At 67.9% G+C, this 17062-nt stretch carries 11 protein-coding genes; 1 reads left to right on the forward strand and 10 read right to left on the reverse strand.

All coding sequences use genetic code 11. From position 1 onward, the window contains the following. Positions 1–19 precede the first annotated feature (19 nt). A complete protein-coding gene (locus tag ABD259_RS01650; RefSeq protein WP_344159655.1) occupies positions 20–3907 on the reverse strand; it encodes a replicative DNA helicase in 3888 nt (1295 codons plus the stop codon). Between the two features lie 332 nt (positions 3908–4239). Here ABD259_RS01650 and ABD259_RS01655 point away from each other — a divergent pair, with 332 nt between their 5' ends. Beyond that, positions 4240–5592, forward strand: a complete 1353-nt coding sequence (locus ABD259_RS01655; protein ID WP_344107630.1) for an MATE family efflux transporter — start codon at positions 4240–4242, stop codon at positions 5590–5592. A gap of 25 nt (positions 5593–5617) precedes the next feature. Here the strand turns inward: ABD259_RS01655 and ABD259_RS01660 are convergent, their stop codons facing one another. The 9 genes from ABD259_RS01660 to ABD259_RS01700 all read right to left on the reverse strand — a co-directional run bounded on the left by ABD259_RS01660 (position 5618) and on the right by ABD259_RS01700 (position 16612). Next, complete coding sequence (locus ABD259_RS01660) at positions 5618–6490, reverse strand: peptidoglycan recognition protein family protein (RefSeq protein ID WP_344107590.1); 873 nt, start codon at positions 6488–6490, stop codon at positions 5618–5620. A gap of 238 nt (positions 6491–6728) precedes the next feature. Further along, positions 6729–7325 carry a GNAT family N-acetyltransferase gene (locus ABD259_RS01665; RefSeq protein ID WP_344159658.1) on the reverse strand — a complete coding sequence of 199 codons (597 nt, stop codon included), beginning with the start codon at positions 7323–7325 and terminating at the stop codon, positions 6729–6731. A gap of 162 nt (positions 7326–7487) precedes the next feature. Then, positions 7488–7934: a 50S ribosomal protein L9 gene (gene rplI, locus ABD259_RS01670; RefSeq protein ID WP_344107592.1), complete on the reverse strand. Its 447-nt coding sequence runs from the start codon at positions 7932–7934 to the stop codon at positions 7488–7490. A gap of 28 nt (positions 7935–7962) precedes the next feature. Further along, positions 7963–8199: a 30S ribosomal protein S18 gene (gene rpsR / locus ABD259_RS01675; protein ID WP_017620575.1), complete on the reverse strand. Its 237-nt coding sequence runs from the start codon at positions 8197–8199 to the stop codon at positions 7963–7965. Between the two features lie 77 nt (positions 8200–8276). Next, on the reverse strand, positions 8277–8837 hold the full coding sequence (locus ABD259_RS01680) for a single-stranded DNA-binding protein (protein WP_344107595.1): 561 nt from the start codon (positions 8835–8837) through the stop codon (positions 8277–8279). Positions 8838–8909: 72 nt separating this feature from the next. Next, on the reverse strand, positions 8910–9200 hold the full coding sequence (rpsF, locus tag ABD259_RS01685; protein ID WP_344107597.1) for a 30S ribosomal protein S6: 291 nt from the start codon (positions 9198–9200) through the stop codon (positions 8910–8912). Between the two features lie 91 nt (positions 9201–9291). Further along, positions 9292–10725 (reverse strand): glycosyltransferase family 87 protein, encoded by a 1434-nt coding sequence (locus ABD259_RS01690; RefSeq protein ID WP_344159661.1) that lies wholly within the window; start codon positions 10723–10725, stop codon positions 9292–9294. A 29-nt stretch (positions 10726–10754) separates the two neighbouring features. Next, positions 10755–13391, reverse strand: coding sequence for a transglycosylase domain-containing protein (locus ABD259_RS01695; protein ID WP_344107602.1), 2637 nt, complete (start codon positions 13389–13391; stop codon positions 10755–10757). A gap of 911 nt (positions 13392–14302) precedes the next feature. Next, positions 14303–16612, reverse strand: a complete 2310-nt coding sequence (locus ABD259_RS01700; RefSeq protein WP_344159664.1) for a transglycosylase domain-containing protein — start codon at positions 16610–16612, stop codon at positions 14303–14305. Positions 16613–17062: the final 450 nt, after the last annotated feature.

A 17062-nucleotide genomic window follows, 5' to 3' on the forward strand; every position in this document is an offset into this window, starting at 1 on the left:
GGCGGCTACGGTCGACTGATCACCCGGGCGCCATGTCGACAAACCGGCTGTAGTGGCCCTGGAATGCCACGGTCACCGTGGCCGTCGGACCGTTACGGTGCTTGGCCACGATGAGGTCTGCCTCACCCGCCCGGGGGGACTCTTTGTCGTGTACGTCCTCGCGGTAGAGAAGAATGACCATGTCGGCGTCCTGCTCGATCGAGTTGTGGACGCTGATGCCATTCGCCACGAAGTTGTGCGTGCCGAGGACGGTTGCGTCGAAGACTTCCTGCTCTCCGAGCGGCTCGATCTCGGCGATCTCGTCCCAGAACACATCGTTCGTGGCGAGTAGCTCGAGGTCCGCGTCGTCGAGGAGCTCGGCGACGCGTCCCAGCCGCTGCCGGCTGGGAGCTCGCTTCCAGAGCGTGCTCCCACAGAACTGCGTGCCCATCGCCGAAGCGAACTCGCGCTGCGTTATCTCGCGCTCGGCGAGCGTCTGCCGCACCCGTTCCCAGACCTGCACCGGGACCGTGTCGATGTTGGTGTTGACCTGCTTGCCCGCAAGCTCGGCCCGGCATCGTTCCACCTTTGCGTCGCGGTCACCGTGGCAGCCGATCTCCTCCAGGAAGCGCCGCTGGTTCTCCGACCCGTAGATATGGAGCTGATAGCAGGTCCGGTGCTTCCCCTTACGCGTCGGCTTGATCCTGGTCATGATGTTGAACCGAGCGAGGAGACCGGCCACGTCCGAGATGAGGCGATGACTCGTGGAGGCGTAGTAGACCCGAGCCTGTCCGGCATTCGCGTCCCAGTGAACGCAGCCGTCGGTCGCCCACAGGTGCTTCAGGAACAGCGCCATCTGCCCCTTCGACAACCCGAAAACGGCCTCGGGTACGAACTTCTGATGGCTGCGCAGGCCGAAGAGCCCCAGGCCGTCCAGCCAGGCCGCGATCGGGTTGCGCTTACCGTGGGTCAGCCGGAAGGGGGCGGGAAGGCGCAGGGAGGTCACCCGAGCCTGTGCATAGTCGTCCCGTACAGCTGAGATACCGAAGTGCTTCGCGGCTTCGGCGACAGCAGCAAGATTCGCCTCGTCCACGCTCGCGTAGCGGATGGGTTGACGCTTGACGAACGACCCGTCACCGATCAGATGTGCCAGTAGGACGACCTCCGCGTCCGGCCACTCCTGTGTTTCTGTCGGCGCCGGTACATGACGCGGAACCGCGAGCCGGGTTCCCCTGGCCAGCTCCTCCAGCGGCTTCCATCCCTGGTACGTAAGGAACGGGTGGTTCGCGGACGCCGCGATCTCACGGCCCGACGTCAGACGCAACCGGAAGGTCTCCTTGACCCCGCTGGAGAAGACGTGGGACATGGAGCGCGGCACCAGGCGCAGCCGATCATCAAGGGACCACACGGGAACCTCGCGCTCGCCGCTGCGGTACAACTCTCCCATCGTGACCTCAGCACCGGTGTCAGCACGCAGCACACGGGTGTCGGCGGTGAGGCACCCCGACTCACGCAGATCGCTAACTTGGGGCTTTTTGTCCGTTCTCTGCTCCGGACCACGGTTCAGCTGGGAAAGCGCGATAACCGGGACCTCAAGCTCCTTGGCCAGCAGCTTCAGCGACCGGGACATCTCCGAGACCTCCTGCTGGCGGCTCTCCACCCGGCCGGAGGCACTCATCAGCTGCAGGTAGTCGACGATGATGAGCTTGAGGTCGTGCTGCTGCTTGAGGCGGCGGCACTTGGCCCGGATCTCCATCATCGACATGTTCGGCGAATCGTCGATGAACAGCGGAGCGCTGGCGACCTCGCCCATCCGGCGGGCCAGCCGCGCCCAGTCGTCATCAGTCATCAGCCCCGAGCGCATGGTGTGCAGCGGCACCCTCGCCTCCGCCGAGAGCAACCGCATGACGATCTCGTTGCGGCCCATCTCCAGGCTGAAGAACACCGAGGTCAGCTGGTGCTTGATGGACGCCGCCCGGGCAAAGTCCAAGGCCAGGGTCGAGTTGTGGGTCGGGATCATCGACCGGGTGGCGAGGTACAGGTGACTCGGATGGTCGATCTGAACGCAGCGGACGGGCACGCTGTCCACCGGACGGACGCTGGTGATGAAACGGGAACCGATCCTGCAGTAGTTCCGGCCTTCGCTCCGCTCGTGATAGGCCTTCGCCTTGCGGCTGATCCCGAAAACGTTCTCCTCCGAGCCGAAGGTGATCGTGTAGCAGGTCGAGGAATCCGCAGTACGCCCCTTGACCTGCTTCGTCGACATCCCCGACCGGTAGCCCAGGCTGTGGGCCAGTTCCCGAACGTCGTAGGCCAGACGCCTATTCGTGACGGCGAACTGAATGGATCCGCTCGCGTTGACCGTTCCGTCCGTGTCGATGAGTCCGGCCAGGAGCGCCTTGCGCTGTCGGACCGACGCCCGCAGGTAGTCGGCGGGAATGTGCTTGTTGTCCAAGACCCCGATCTTGCGGAGCAGCGCCTTCAGGCTCCCGTGATCATCGATGCACTCACGGCACCGCGACTGCGCGAAGCAAGGCCGCCCGCAATCGGTGCATGACGTCTGCGGGACGGGAGCCGAGACGAATCGGGCCTTGCCCCCGCAGGACTGGCCACAGCTCCGCACGTGCGGAAGCTTCGGCGTGAAGGACGTGCCGCAGACCACACAGCTCCGCTGGACTGACGAACTGTCCTGCTGGGGGAGGAAGACTCCGAAGGAGTGCTTTGTCGCCCCCACGGGCTTGATGATGAGGCCCTCGTCCTCGATGTTCCGGAGGACTTCCGGGTCCACGGTGGTGATGCGAGACGTTGAGGAAGCCCCGTCGCCGAGCCACGCGCCGAGGAAGTAGGGCGGCACCAGGAGCTCCCGCTCGGGGAGGTCCAGGGCTTCGGCGTTGACCACGGAGTGGTTCAGCCGACTGTCGGCGGTCTCGCACCGCAGCGTCCGTGCGATTTCCTCGGTCGTCCGGACCTCGGGGAAGGTGCGCCGGTTGCGATACCGGTTGTAGCCGGTCGCGGCGCATTGCGCGGATCTGCGAGACGCACGGGTGTCAGTGAGCCACTGATGCTCGGCATCGGCGACGACCACGGTTCCGTCGTCGAAGGTGATCTCGTAGCACGGACGGCCCTTCATCACCTCAGTGGCGGCGACCACGCGCGTCGGTGAGCCGTCGGCCGCGATCAACTTGCTCCCGACCTCGACCTCCCCCATCGTCGTCCACCCGTCGGGCGTGGGGAGCGGCGTGTCCAGAGCCAGCGCCTTACCAACGGCCGGCCTGGCCGCAATGATGACCATTTGCCCCGCGTGGAGGCCGTTGGTCAGTTGGTCGAAATCGGTGAAGCCGGTGGGGACACCGGTCATCGAGCCGTCGTGCGCGGAGATCGCTTCGATCTCGTCGAGGGCGCCCGGCATGATGTCGCTGAGCGGCAGGTAGTCGTCGCCGGTGCGTTTCTCGCCGACCTTGTAGATCTCGGCCTGGGCGTGGTCGACCAGGTCATCGACCTCGCCGTCGCCCGCGTAGCCGATCTGGGCGATGCGGGTGCCGACCTCGACCAAGCGGCGCAGGATCGCGCGGTCGGAGACGATGTTGGCGTAGTAGCCGGCGTTGGCCGCGGTGGGGATGGACTCGGTCAGGGTGTGCAGGTACACCGCGCCGCCGACGCGGGCCGCCTCGCCGCGCTTGGTGAGTTCGGCGTTGACGGTGATGGCGTCGACCGGCTCGCCGCGGGCGAAGAGGTCGACGATGGCGTCGAAGATGGTCTGGTGGGCGGGGCGGTAGAAGTCGTGCGATCGGACGATCTCCACGACCTGGGTGATGGCCTCCTTGGAGAGCATCATGCCGCCGAGAACGCTCTGCTCCGCCTTGATGTCATGCGGAGGGGTGCGGTCGAAACCGCCGCCGTCCTCCGGCGTATGGTCAGCGACGCTCACGTACTCTCCCCCTGGGACCCGACCGACACGACGCCCATGCCGGGACTTGGATTGTCGCGACTGGGGACAGCTGATGCAAAGCAGCCTGTGGATACACCTGGGGAGATCCTGTGGACGAACCGCGTGTTTCTGCGGATAGCTTGTGCACAACGGTTGTGGATAACTTCCCCAACACCGCCCCACATGCTATGTGAGCTGCGGAAACGCTATGCACGGGGTGTGCATGAAAGAAAGTTCACACCCCACTGTCCACAAGTTATCCACAAGCAATACCCCACACTGTGGATCTCGTCGCACCCCCTCGAACGCCTGTCCGCTACCGTGGCATGGCCATGCCCAAGCTGCTCTCCGCCCCACCGTTCCGGCACGTCCACGACCGTGAGATCTTCCACCTCGCCGTCCCGACGTTCTTCGCGCTCGTCTCCGAACCGCTCTTCCTGCTGACCGACTCCGCCGTCGTCGGCACACTCGGCACGCAGGCGCTCGGTGGCCTGGGGGTCGCGAGTCAGGTCCTGATGACCCTCGCCAATCTGTGCATTTTCCTCGCCTACGGCACCACCGCGGCGGTGGCCCGCAAGTTCGGCGCCGGGGATATGCCCGGCGGGATCCGCAACGGGGTCGACGGACTGTGGTTGGCGCTGATCATCGGCCTCGCCGTGGTGGTCGTCGGGCAGGCGGCGGCGCCGTGGCTGGTGCAGGTCCTCGGCGCGTCGCCGGACGTCGCTCCCTACGCGCTCACATACCTTCGGATCAGCCTGCTGAGCACCCCGGCGCTCCTCATCATTATGGCGGGAACCGGGGTCCTGCGGGGCCTACATAACGCGAAAACGCCACTGGTCGTCTCCGTTGCGTCCAATCTGGCCAATATCGCGCTCGCCGTCACGTTCGTGCTCGGCCTGGGCTGGGGCATCGCCGGGTCGGCCTGGGCGACCGTGATCGCCCAGACGGCGGGGGCGGCGGTCTACATCACCGTGGTCGTCCGGGCGGCGCGCCGCCACGACGTCGCTCTGGCACCCGACGTGGCGGGGCTGAAGGCCTCAGCCGCAGCGGGCGTCGCGCTGTTCACCCGCACCCTGTCGCTGCGCGTGGTTCTCGTCGTCACGACGGCGGTCGCCGCCCGGCTCGGCGACCACGAGATCGCCGCCCACCAGGTGGCTTTCCAGATCTGGTCGCTGCTCGTGTTCGCGATGGACGCCATCGCGATCGCCGGACAGGCCATCATCGGCCGCTACCTCGGCGCGGGCGACCGCACTGGAACCCGGGCCGCCACGCGACGCATGGTGGAATGGGGAGTGCTGATCGGCGTGCTGTTCGGCGCGCTGGTGCTGCTGATCCGGCCGTGGGCGCCCCTACCGTTCACCAGCGACCCGCAGGTGCACGCCCTCATCCTGAGCACGCTCATCCTGGTCGCCGTCCTCCAGCCGGTGAGCGGCGTGGTGATGGTGCTCGACGGCATCCTGATGGGTGCCGGAGACCAGCGCTACCTCGCCTGGGCGAGCCTCTGGACGATGCTCGTCTTCCTGCCGCTGGCCGCCCTCGTGCTGTGGACGACCCCGGAGGGCGCAGGCACCGGGCTGTTCCGGCTGTGGCTCGCCTTCGGGGTGTGGATCTGCGCTCGCGGCCTGACCCTGGGGTTTCGGGCCCGGGGGAGCGCGTGGCTCGTCACCGGGGCCACCCGGGCCTGACCGCCGCCCGGCTCACCCGGTCCGCTCAGCCCAGCCGCACGTTCGCCCCCAGCGCCCAGCGCTCGGCCTCCCACCGGCTGAGGGCGGGACCGTGGTAGAACTCGGCGGCTCGATCGTCGTCCGCGTCGCTCGCCACTTCCAGGGACGCGGGTAGGAGCTCCAGCGGCAGCTCCAGGTCATCCACGCGCACCTGCAGGGGCAGCAGCAGGCTCATCCGCCGGGCGACGCCCCGGCGCAGTTCCGGAAGCATCGAGTACAGCTTGTCGCCCGGGCAGGAGGTGGAGTTGTAGTCGCGGTGCCCGACAATGGCCCGGTAGGGGTTGAGCCGGTAGTGCGAGCAGAGCCACGCGCAAGTGTCGGCGAGGGCGTCCATCAGGGCACTCGGCGGCGTGGCCGAGTTATAAGTGCCTTCATTTTCGATGCCGATAGTGTGCTCGTTGTGATTGGCGGTGTGTGCGCCGACCACGTGCTCGCGCCGCTTGAGCGCCGCGAGCACCCGATTGCGGCCCTCCATGACGTAACCGCCCCGGCTGATCGTGAGCTGCTGGCCGATATCGTCCCAGCCGTTGGTGTCCATGTGGTGGCGCTGGATGGCGCGGGACAGCGCCGCCGCGTGCTTCTTGCTGAAGTCAGAAGTGTTGGACGAGGCGGTGTGGTGCACCACGATCCTGTCCGGCCCCCTGCTCATCACCTTGGCCGCACGGCGCGCGGAGCGGGCACGCCATTGTCTGCGCGTGTAGATGTAGGGTTGTGCCGCGGCCACGGCATCGTCAGCGTCCCCCAGGACGACCGCTCCCCCCAGCAGCGCTCCACCGGCCGCGAGGGCCGCCGTGTGCAGAGCACCTCTACGTGAGATGCCCCGGCCCTGGTCCGCATCGTTTCGCGGTCGGTCTGTCATACCAGCCCTCATCCTTCCTCTGCGGAAGTAGCTCCCTCCTGAACGATAGGTCGCAAATTGTGATCAAGCGATCACCTGACGCTTTTCGGTGTGTCCTGAACTGGTGAAATTCGAGGAGGGAGTGACGGTGGCCCCGCCTATGGCGGGCGACCACCTCGTCGAGGGCCTCACCCGCGGATGAGGCAGGACCGCTGGCACGCGGCCGACCGGAGGGGGCGTCGCGCTATTCCCGCCGGGCTCAGCCTCCGGCGTGACGCCGCATGGCCCACGTCCTGGGGCCGCCGCCCGGCAGCGTGTACTCGGCGGTGACCTCGAAGCCGAGACGGCGGTAGAACCGCACGTTGCGCTCATCGGAGGTCTCCAGGAAGCAGGGGACCCCCGCCCGGTCAGCCTCGTCCACACCAGGACGGATGACCGCGGCCCCCAGGCCCTCCCCCTGACGGTCCGGCTCAACTCCGACTGACCCGAGGAACCACACCGGGTCCGTGGGACGATGCGGCGCCATGGCGGCTTCGGCCTCCTCGGACGCCTTGGCCCGGTCACCGGCGATCTCGGCGAACTCCGGCCCGAGGTCGGCGAAAACATCGCCCGCACCGGCCGTATCCGGGGTGGTCCACACGGCGACCGCGTCCCCGTCGTCCGCGACCCAGACGCGGCCGTGTTCCAGGCCGATCCTGGAGACGAACAGCTCGTTGAAGCGCTCCAGGCGCCGGACGTGGTCGTCGGCGGAGATGGTGTGCCGTGTAAAGGGGTAATCGGCGAAGGCCCGCACCAGAGTGCGGACGACCCGGGGTACGTCTCCGCGGGTGGCGGGACGGACGTCGGGCTGGTGCATGGTCGTCAACGTCTCCAATTCCGTAGACAGGGATGGGGGTCAACGCGGGCGTCGTCTCGCAGCTCCGCATCCTCGTCGGGCACACGACAAGGGTCCCGCCCCCGGTGATGGGGGCGGGACCCTGAAGCGCTCGAAAGCGGGGTGCGCGAAGGCGGGTCGGCGTCAGGCGCCGACAACCTCCAGCGCGATCGTCGCGGTGACCTCGGGGTGGAGGCGGACCTCCACCTTGTGGTCGCCGACGGACTTGATCGGGTTGCGGATCTCGATCCGGCGCTTGTCGACGGCCGGGCCACCGGCAGCCTTGACGGCGTCGGCGACGTCGGCCGCGGTCACGGAGCCGAACAGGCGCCCGCCCTGGCCGGCGCGCTGCGTCAGCTTGACGTCCATCGCGCCCAGCTGGCCGGCGATCTCCTTGGCCTCGTCCAGGTTGCGGATGTCGCGGGCGGCGCGGGCGCGGCGGATCGAGTCGATCTGCTTCTGCCCGCCGCGCGTCCACCGAATGGCGAACCCGCGCGGCAGCAGGTAGTTGCGACCGTAGCCGTCCTTCACCTCAACGACGTCGCCCGGGGCACCGAGACCATTGACCTCGTGGGTCAGAATCAGCTTCACGACTAATACCTCCCTCGGAATTCCCCGGTTAGCGAGCGGTGCTGGTGTAGGGCAGCAGCGCCATCTCGCGGGCGTTCTTGATCGCCGTCGCGACATCGCGCTGGTGCTGGGTGCAGTTGCCGGTCACCCGACGGGCGCGGATCTTGCCGCGGTCGGAGATGAACTTGCGCAGCAGAGTCGTGTCCTTGTAGTCGATGTAGGACAGCTTCTCCTGACAGAACAGGCAAACCTTCTTCTTGGGCTTGCGCACTGCCGGCTTCGCCATCGTGGTGCTCCTTGTTCAAGAGCCCCGGAACACTTCCGGGGATGGTCAATCGGACAGAAATACCGCTGGGAACGGTGTTAGAACGGCGGCTCGTCGGAGAATCCTCCGCCGCCGAAGCCACCGCCGCCGCCGTTGGTCGCCCACGGGTCGTCGGCGGGAGGACCGGACCGGCCACCCTGCGGGCCGCCGAAGCCGCCCCCCTGGTTGCCGTAGCCTCCGCCGCCCTGCTGGGGACCGCCGCTGAAGCCGCCGCCACCGAAACCGCCACCCTGGCGCTGCGTCTTCGTCACCTTGGCGGTGGCGCTGCGCAGAGCGGGGCCGACCTCTTCGACGTCGATCTCGAAGACGGTGCGCTTCTCGCCTTCCTTGGTCTCGTACGACCGCTGCTTGAGGCGGCCCTGCACGATGACGCGCATGCCGCGCTGCAGGCTCTCGGCGACGTTCTCCGCGTACTGTCGCCAGACGGAGCAGGTGAGGAACATGGACTCGCCATCTCGCCACTCACCGCTCTGCTTGTCGAACACACGCGGGGTCGAGGCGACGCGGAAGTTCGCGACCGCCGCCCCGCTGGGAGTGAAGCGCAGTTCAGGGTCGTCGACAAGGTTGCCGACGAGCGTGATCTGGGTTTCGCCTGCCATGGGTTGGCTCCGGTTGGAAGTAGTCGGATCAGGCGTACGGACGGACGCGGTGGCGCGGTGACGCGGACCGCGCTAGTGCGCCTCGGGGCGGAGCACCTTGGTGCGCAGAACGGCCTCGGCAAGGTTGAGCTGACGGTCCAGCTCCTTGACGGTGGCGGGCTCGGCCGTGAGGTCGATCACCGCGTAGATGCCGTCGGAGTTCTTGGCGATGTCGTAGGAAAGGCGACGCTTCCCCCAGACGTCAACCTTCTCGACCGAACCGCCGTCGTTGCGGACGACACCCAGGAACTGCTCCAGCGACGGGGACACCGTGCGCTCGTCGAGGTTGGGGTCGAGGATGACCATGACTTCGTAACGACGCATAGGCGTTCGTAACCTCCTCTGGACTATCGCGGCCATGGTCTCTCCATGGCAGGAGGGCTTTTAGCCAGACGAAGACAAAGGCTACCAGCTGTCAAGAGGCGGATTCGCCCTTTCTCAGACAGTCCGCCACCACCAGCGCACACACGACGCCCAGGGTCGTGAGGCGGCCCAGGGACACCACGGCGTAGCCGGTGAAGTCGAGCCCGGCGACGGCCGTGCCCTCGTCCCCCTGAGTCGACACGTAGAGCAGGTGCTGCCAGATCCCGAAGATGTAGGCGACCTCCGCGACCTGCCACAGCGCGAAGACGGCGATCGCGGGCCACGCCCGGAAGGTGCGCGGCCAGGCGAGGACCGCGAGCGGGAGCAGCCAGATGACGAACTGCGGCGACCACACCTTGTTCGTCATCAGGAACGCCGCCACCGTGAGGAAGAGCAGCTGCTCCAGGCGGGGCGGGCGGCGGGCGAGGAGGCCCAGCAGCGCGATGCCGACGCACGCGATGGCGAACGACAGCGTGCCGGTGACGTTGACGAGGTCGCCGTCTCCGCTGTCGAACAGCCCGAAGCCGCCCAGGACGTAGTAGACGGACCCCCAGTCGGTCCCGCGCTCGCTGCTGAACTCGAAGAACGTCGCCCAGCCGGTGGGGGCCGCGATGAGGACGGGGACGTTGACGACCGCCCAGCCGATGAGTGCGCCGCCGAGCATCCGGAGGAAGTCGCCCGGTGAAACCGCGCCAGGAGTGGTGGCGTGTTCGGCCGCCGCGGTGCCCTCGCCACGGTAGGGACCACTGTTCTGCCGCCTCCACAGGCCGCGCAGCATGAGCACGAACAGCGGGCCGAAGAACAGGAAAGGGTAGAACTTCGCGGCGACGGCAAGCCCGACGATCGCCCCGGCACGCCACCGCCATCCGCGCGCGTAGGCGACGAGCCCGCCGGCCAGGAGGGCCGCGGCGAAGAGATCCCAGTTGATGTACGCGGCCAGGAACGCCGCCGGGACCAGGGCGACGAAGCCGCCCGCCAGCAGCGCCGAACGCCGGTCGAAGGGGCGGTCATCGCTCCGGTCCACGGCCGCGACACCGCCGCGCCCGACCAGGTACCCCGTGCCCGCCACCACGGCGACCAGGCAGGCGCCCATGACGAGGGCCGTCAGGTCGAAGTAGCCGAACGCGCGTGCCGTGGTGTCGGGCAGCCAGGACACGGCCCGCGCGATGACATGCATCAGCCCGCCGATGAGCACCGGGTACTCGACCGGCTGATCGAGGTAGGGGACAGTACCGGTGTCCAGGCCGTCCCGGTAGTAGAGCGGGAAGATGTCGCTGTAGCAGCCATAGGCGTACTGCCCGCCGTACAGCCAGGCGCCGCCGAACCGGCACGGAATCTTGACGAGGTAGCCGAGGACCGCGCCCGCCACCCCGACCACGATGAGCGCCGCCCAAGGCAGTGTCGTCTGCATACGCCGCGTGCCGACGACGATCAGGTGATCGTCGTCGGCACGCCGCTGTCCGGAGCTGCCGGACGTGGAGGTCACTGCTCTCCCTTGCTCACCACGTACGGGCCTCAGTCCCTTTTACTGAGAATCGAGCCGCCACCGCCACCCTCGCTATCTCGGCCTCCGTTGCCGCCGCTGCCGTTCCCGCTGTCCCCGTCGCTGCCGTTTCCGCCGCCGTCATCGCCATTGCCAGTCCCGTCATCGCGGTCATTGCCGCCATCTCCGGGCTCCGTCGACTCACAGTTGGGGTTGAGCGGGGGGCAGGGGGCGGGCGACGGCGTGGCGTCGGGGTCGGGAGACTGCGACGCGCTGGGGTCGGGGGACTCCGAGACGGTGGGTTCAGGGGACGGCGAAGTCTCCGGCTCGGGCGACTCCGAAGCCCCCGGCTCGGGCTCCTGAATGAAGCTTCGCTCGTCGCCCACCCAGGCGGGGGGCGGGAAGTCCTCCGGCCCGAAATTCTTTGTCGCCTCGATCATGAAGGCCCGCCACACCTTGGCGGAGGTGGTACCACCGTAGATGCCCTGGCCGCTGTTCTCGACGTCGGGGAGCCGCAGCTTGCCGTCGTCGGTGCGGCTCAGACCCACCGCGACGGAGAGCTGCGGGGTGAACCCGACGAACCACGCCGACTTGGCGCTGTTCGAGGTACCGGTCTTCCCGGCCACCGGACGACCGTCGGGAAGGGCGGCGGTCTTGCCACCGCCGTTCTCGACGACCTGGGTCATGGCGTAGGTGGCGTCAGCGGCGACATCCTCGGAGAACGCGCGCTTGGGGCCCTCGGAGACCTTGTCGGTGTCGACCGGCGGCACCGGATTGCCCTTGCGGTCTTTGACCTCAGTGATCATGTGCCGCTCGATGTAGTTCCCACCGTTGGCGAACACACCGAACCCGGACGCCTGGTCGAGGGCTGAGACCCGGTAGGTACCCAGCGCGATGTTCGGGCCGAGCTCGGCGGTCTTGAACCGCTCCTTGCGGATACCCGCCGCCTTAGCGGTTTCGACCACGTTGGACGGACCCGCCTCAATGGCGAGCTGAACGTAGCTCGTGTTGATCGAGTCGGCGGTGGACTTGACCAGGTTCACCGGACCGTACGACTTGTTGCTGTCGTTCTGCACCGGCTCCGCGAGGCCCTGGAACTCCTGGGGGGAGTTGCCGTTGAACACGCTCTTCAGCCCGATGTCCTTGGAGAGCCCGGTGGCGAGCACGTACGGCTTGAACGACGAACCCGCCTGGGCCGTGCGGATCAGCGAGTTGTCGGTCTCCTTGGTGAAGTCGTCCCCACCGTGGAACGCCTTGATCTCCCCAGTTGTGGGGTCGACGGCCGCCAAGCCCTCGACCGTCTCCTCGGGGTTGTTGGGCAGCACCTGCTCGAAGGCCTTGCCCGCGGCCTCCATCAGGTCCTTGTCGAGGGAGGTCTTCACCGTGAAGCCGCCGGTAGCGATTTGCTGCTCGCTGAGGTCGTAGCGCCGGTCCAGCTCGTTGGCGACGGCGGTCTTGATGTAGCCCTTGTACCCCTCGTACTGATCCCCGGTGTCCCACTCGATGATCTCGGGGAACTTGAGCTGGTCGGCCTTCTCCTGGGAAAGCCCCAGTTCAGGGTCGTTCTCGTGCATCTCCACAAGGCCGTCGACCGAGTACTGCCAACGGCCCCGGAGGATCTTCTCCATCTTCTCGTCGGAGTTGACGTTCTCGAAGTTGCCCGGCTGCTGGATGATGGCGCCCAGCACCGCCCCCTCCGCATAGTCGAGCTTGCTCACGTCCTTACCGAAGTAGGCCTGGGAGGCGGCCTGGATCCCGTAGGCGCCCCGACCGAAGTAGATGGTGTTGAGGTACTGCTCCAGGATCTTATCGGGAGCCATGTTCTGCCCCGCCTTGATCGCGATCAGGATCTCCTTGAGCTTGCGCGTGTAGGAGCGGTCCTGGGAGAGACCCTGGTAGTAGTTGCGGGCCATCTGCTGGGTGATGGTGGAGCCGCCGCCCTTGGTGCCGCCCGTAAGGATGGCGCGCGCCGTGCCCGTGATGGAGATGCCCGGCTCTTCATAGAAGTTGCGCTGCTCGGAGGCGAGCACACCGTCCTTCACAGTTTCCGGGACCTCGTCGATAGTGACCGGCTGCCGGTTGACCTTACCGCTGGTGACCGCTTCCGAGCCGTCGGCGAATTCGACCGTCGTCGCGGCCCTGTTGGCCTCAAGCTTGGCCGGTATATCCTCCGGGTCGGGGGTCCGCACGTACATCACGCCGAGCACGGCCACCCCCGCAATGAAGAAGAGGGCGCAAGTGACCAGAGCCGGTTTCCACACCTTGGCGAAGAAGCGGCGGACCGGGCCGCGCTCGTCGTACTCGTCGTAGTCGTCCCGGTTCGGTGGGCGGCGTCGGCCGCCACCGCCGGACGCGGCGGCACGGCGCCCGCCCTCCGAGCGTGCTCCGTGCGATGCGGCGCGTCGTCCGCCCCGCTCCGATTCACCACGACGACGGGCGCCCTCGCGCGGGCCGCCACCGGACCGTGCCTCGGCCGGTCGGCGGCGCGGCGGGCGCTCGTCGTCCCAGAAACCACCGCCATCGTCTCCACGTGCCCTGCGGCTCCCGGCGGCGCGTTCGTCCCCGGCCGGGCCGGGGGCCCGGCGCCTACCGCCGTTGCCGCGGGGGGCGTCGCCCGAGCCATCTGCCCGGCGGCGCCCGCCGGCGCTCCGTCGTCTTTCGGTACTCACGCGTCCTCGATTGCTTCTGATCGGCCGATGGCCTATCGACTCGGGGGTAGATGAGAGGAATTGAGGTGTCCGCTGCCCCTTCTTCAGGGGACGGATCCGCCCCGATGGGGCGGGCTCAGGGGTTCTGCTCAGATTCGTCCGCTGCGCCCGTTGGACGCCTCACGGGGGTGTGAGGTTTTCCGTCCACAGACTCCGGATGTCGTCCTCTGCCTTCCTCCTGTCGATGACCTGTCGGGATGTGAATCGGAGCCCGACACCCCCGGGGGACGGGGTGACCGTCGGGTCCCCTTTGCTCAGCCGCTCCTGCTTCGACAGAGACGGCCCGAGCAGACCAGGCGGACCGGCGCCGTACGCCGCCCCCGGTTCCGGCCCCGGTCGTGGGCCCACCGCAGGGGGCGATCACACGTAAAGCACCCGTCACGTTAAGGCGATGGCGCCATATAGCACAACCCCGGCGTGAGCGTACACGCCCGCGCGACGGCGTCAGTCACCCTCCACTACGGCCAGCGTGTGGCAGACAGGGTACGGCTTCCTCCACCGCGGCGGGGAGCGCACTGGCCAGAAGTTCCGCTCAATGCGGGTTTGCGCAGGTTAACAGGGTAAATAGAAGGCAATGTTGAAGCAATCATGGGGTTATCCGTCAATGTTGCCCATGACACAGGCTCATGACTCGCACCGAACGGCCGATGACCCAGCACCGCCTCTTTTGGCTGAGGACGGCCGCGTCTGATCCCGTCATCCGTGGTTTCGGTTTTGCCCCAATGGCAGGAGGGGCCGACGACCCGCGGGTCGTCGGCCCCTCCTGCTACTTGTGACGCCGCCCATGACGAGCCGTGCGGCGCCCTCGGCGGCTTCGCCGAGCGACGCGGACGTCGCGAGGGCAATGGCTCCCGGTACGGCCGATCGGGCCCCTAACGGAGTGACAGCCCGTCGAGGATGCCGCCACCCCCGCCGTTCGCGCCGCCAGCGGAGTTGTCGCCCCCGTGGCCGTCTCCACCACCGGGGACGCCGTCGCCGCCCCCCGGTCCGTCCGGGCCGCCGTGGCCGTCGTGGCCCCCGCCGTCGATCAGGCAGAAGGGGTCCGTCGGCGGGCAGTCCGGCTCCGGGTCCGGACTCGGCACCGGGTCCGGGCTGGGGTCCGGCTCGGTCGACGGCGTCGGCGTCGGGTCCGGCCGGGTGCTGGGTGTGGGACTCGGTTCCGGGGTGGGCGTGGTCGTGGGCTGGTTGTTCTGCGTGGTCCCGGTCCAGGCGGGCGCCGGGAAGTTCTGTACCGGCTTGCCCTCCATCGCCTTCGACATGAACGCGCGCCAGATCCGGGCCGACGTCGTACCGCCGTAGACGTCCGAGACGCTGGGGATCACCAGCTGCTGGCCGTCGGTGCGGCTCAGCCCGACAGCGACGGCCAGCTGCGGGGTGTAGCCGACGAACCACGCCGACTTCGCGTCGTTGGAGGTACCGGTCTTGCCCGCCACCGGGCGCCCGTCGGGCAGCGCGGCCTTGCTGCCGCCGCCGTTCTCCACCACCTGCCGCATCGCGTAGGTCGCGTCCGCGGCGACGTCGGCGGAGAAGGCGCGCTTGCCGCTGTCCAGCTCGTTCTGGTCGTTGGGTTCGAGCTTCTCGCCCGTGGCGGGGTCGGTGACCTCGGTGACCATGTGCTGCGGGATGTGCACGCCGCCGTTGGCGAAGGTCGCGTACCCGGCGGCCTGGTCCAGGGCGGTCACCTGGTAGGTGCCCAGCGCGATGTTCGGCCCCAGCTCGGCTGTCTCGAACTGCTCCTTGGAGATGCCCGCCGCCTTGGCGGTCTCGACCACCGACTGCGGTGTCGTGTCGATGGCGAGCTGCACGTAGGCGGTGTTGACCGACTTGGCCGTGGCCTTGATCAGGTCGACGGTGCCCCACGAGCGGTTGCTGTCGTTGCGGACCGGCGCGGTGAGGCCGGGGAAGTTCTTGGGCGAGTTGCCGTCGAAGGTGCTCTTCAGGCCGATGCCCTGCTCCAGCGCGGTGGCCAGAACATAGGGCTTGAACGCCGAACCCGCCTGGGCGCGCTGGTAGAGGGAGTTGTCGGGGTCGTTGACCGGGTCGTCGCCGCCGTGGAACGCCTTGATCTCGCCGGAGTTCGGCTCGACGGCGGCCAGGCCGAGGTTGGTCTTGTCGGGGATGTTGGGGAGGGTCTCGGAGAACGCCGATCCGGCGGCGTCCATGAGGTCCTTCTCCAGGGACGTCGTGACCTTGTAGCCCTTGGTGGCGATCTGCTGGTCGGTCAGTCCGTAGCGCTCCTTCAGCTCGTCGACGACCGCCCTGCGGATGTAGCCCCGCCGGGGGTCGGCCGTCGCGGCCTGCCCGTCCTCGTCCCACGGGATGGTCTTCGGGAACTTCAAAGCGTCGGCTTCAGACTGCGACAGGCCGCGCGAGGGGTCGTCCTCGTGCATGTCGACCTCGCCCTTGACGGCGTACCGCCAGCGGCTCTGGAGCACCTTCTCCATCTTCGAGCCGGCGGGCGGGTTGGAGAAGTTGCCCGGCTGCTGGATGAGCGCGCCGATGAACGCGCCCTCGGCGGCGTCGAGGTCCTCGACGTCCTTACCGAAGTACGCCTGGGCGGCGGCCTGCACGCCGTAGGCGTTGCGGCCGAAGTAGATGGTGTTGAGGTACTGGGTGAGGATGTCGTCGGGCGACATCTGCCGGCTCACCTTCAGCGAGATCAGGATCTCCTTCACCTTGCGGATGTAGGAGCGCTCCTGGGAGAGGCCGTCGTAGTAGTTGCGGGCCATCTGCTGGGTGATGCCGGATCCGCCGCCCGCCTGGCCGCCCGACAGGACCGCGCGCAGGGTGCCGTTGATGCTGATGCCGGGCTGCTCGTAGAAGTCGCGCTGCTCTGCGCCGAGCACGCCGTTGACCACGGTGTCCGGGATCTGCTCGCGGCTTACCTTGAAACGGTTGATCTGGCCGGTCGTGGCGGCCTCCGAACCGTCGGCGTAGGTGATGCTGGTGGCGGAGAACGCCGCTTCACCCTGCGGGTCGAGGTCGTCGAGGTCCGGCGTGAGGGTGTAGGCGATCGCGAGGGCAGCCACCCCGCCCACGAAGCACAGGGCACCGGTGACCAGGAGCGGCTTCCAGGCCTTGGACAGGAAACGCTTGAAGCCGCCGCGGCGGTCGTGACCGTTGTTGCCGGTCTGACCCGCCCGGCGGTGCCGGTCGGCATCTCGTCGTCTATCCGTACTCACGCGTCCTCGCTTGCGGCTGTTCGGGGCCGGTCGGCCAATGCAGGTTGTGCAGGTGGACCGGGAGAGGGGGGCGTGGGTCTCCCGCGGACATACGTCCCCCTTTGGCCGGGGGGATGCGGGGGATGGATATGGGGATGGGGACGGGCACTCCGGCATCGGGCCGAAGCACGTGTACGGCTTCGGGGGCGGCGGCGCTCTGCCGTGCGCCACGCCCTGCGGCTGGGGATCGCCCGTGGGGCCGCTTCACCGATCACGTTCGAATATCGCTCGCGTCGGAGTCAGGGTATGGCCTCTGTCCCGCATCCGGCCATCGGAACGCGGCTCGTTTCTCGAATCGTGGGCGCGACGCATCGGCGATCAGAGCGTCACTGCAGGCAAACCAGGTTTTTGGGTAGTTGACCAGGTGTTAGATACGTAACATCCTGGCGCTATATATCGCGGCGATATAGT

Origin of the sequence: Nocardiopsis rhodophaea (assembly GCF_039530945.1) — a bacterium.
In the GTDB taxonomy this organism is placed as follows: domain Bacteria; phylum Actinomycetota; class Actinomycetes; order Streptosporangiales; family Streptosporangiaceae; genus Nocardiopsis_C; species Nocardiopsis_C rhodophaea.

Bases quoted from the DNA above. Each gene is read 5' to 3' on its own strand.
- ABD259_RS01655 (WP_344107630.1), top strand. From the start codon at position 4,240: ATGCCCAAGCTGCTCTCCGCCCCACCGTTCCGGCACGTCCACGACCGT.
- ABD259_RS01660 (WP_344107590.1), bottom strand. From the start codon at position 6,490: ATGACAGACCGACCGCGAAACGATGCGGACCAGGGCCGGGGCATCTCA.
- ABD259_RS01665 (WP_344159658.1), bottom strand. From the start codon at position 7,325: ATGCACCAGCCCGACGTCCGTCCCGCCACCCGCGGAGACGTACCCCGG.
- rpsR (WP_017620575.1), bottom strand. From the start codon at position 8,199: ATGGCGAAGCCGGCAGTGCGCAAGCCCAAGAAGAAGGTTTGCCTGTTC.
- ABD259_RS01680 (WP_344107595.1), bottom strand. From the start codon at position 8,837: ATGGCAGGCGAAACCCAGATCACGCTCGTCGGCAACCTTGTCGACGAC.
- rpsF (WP_344107597.1), bottom strand. From the start codon at position 9,200: ATGCGTCGTTACGAAGTCATGGTCATCCTCGACCCCAACCTCGACGAG.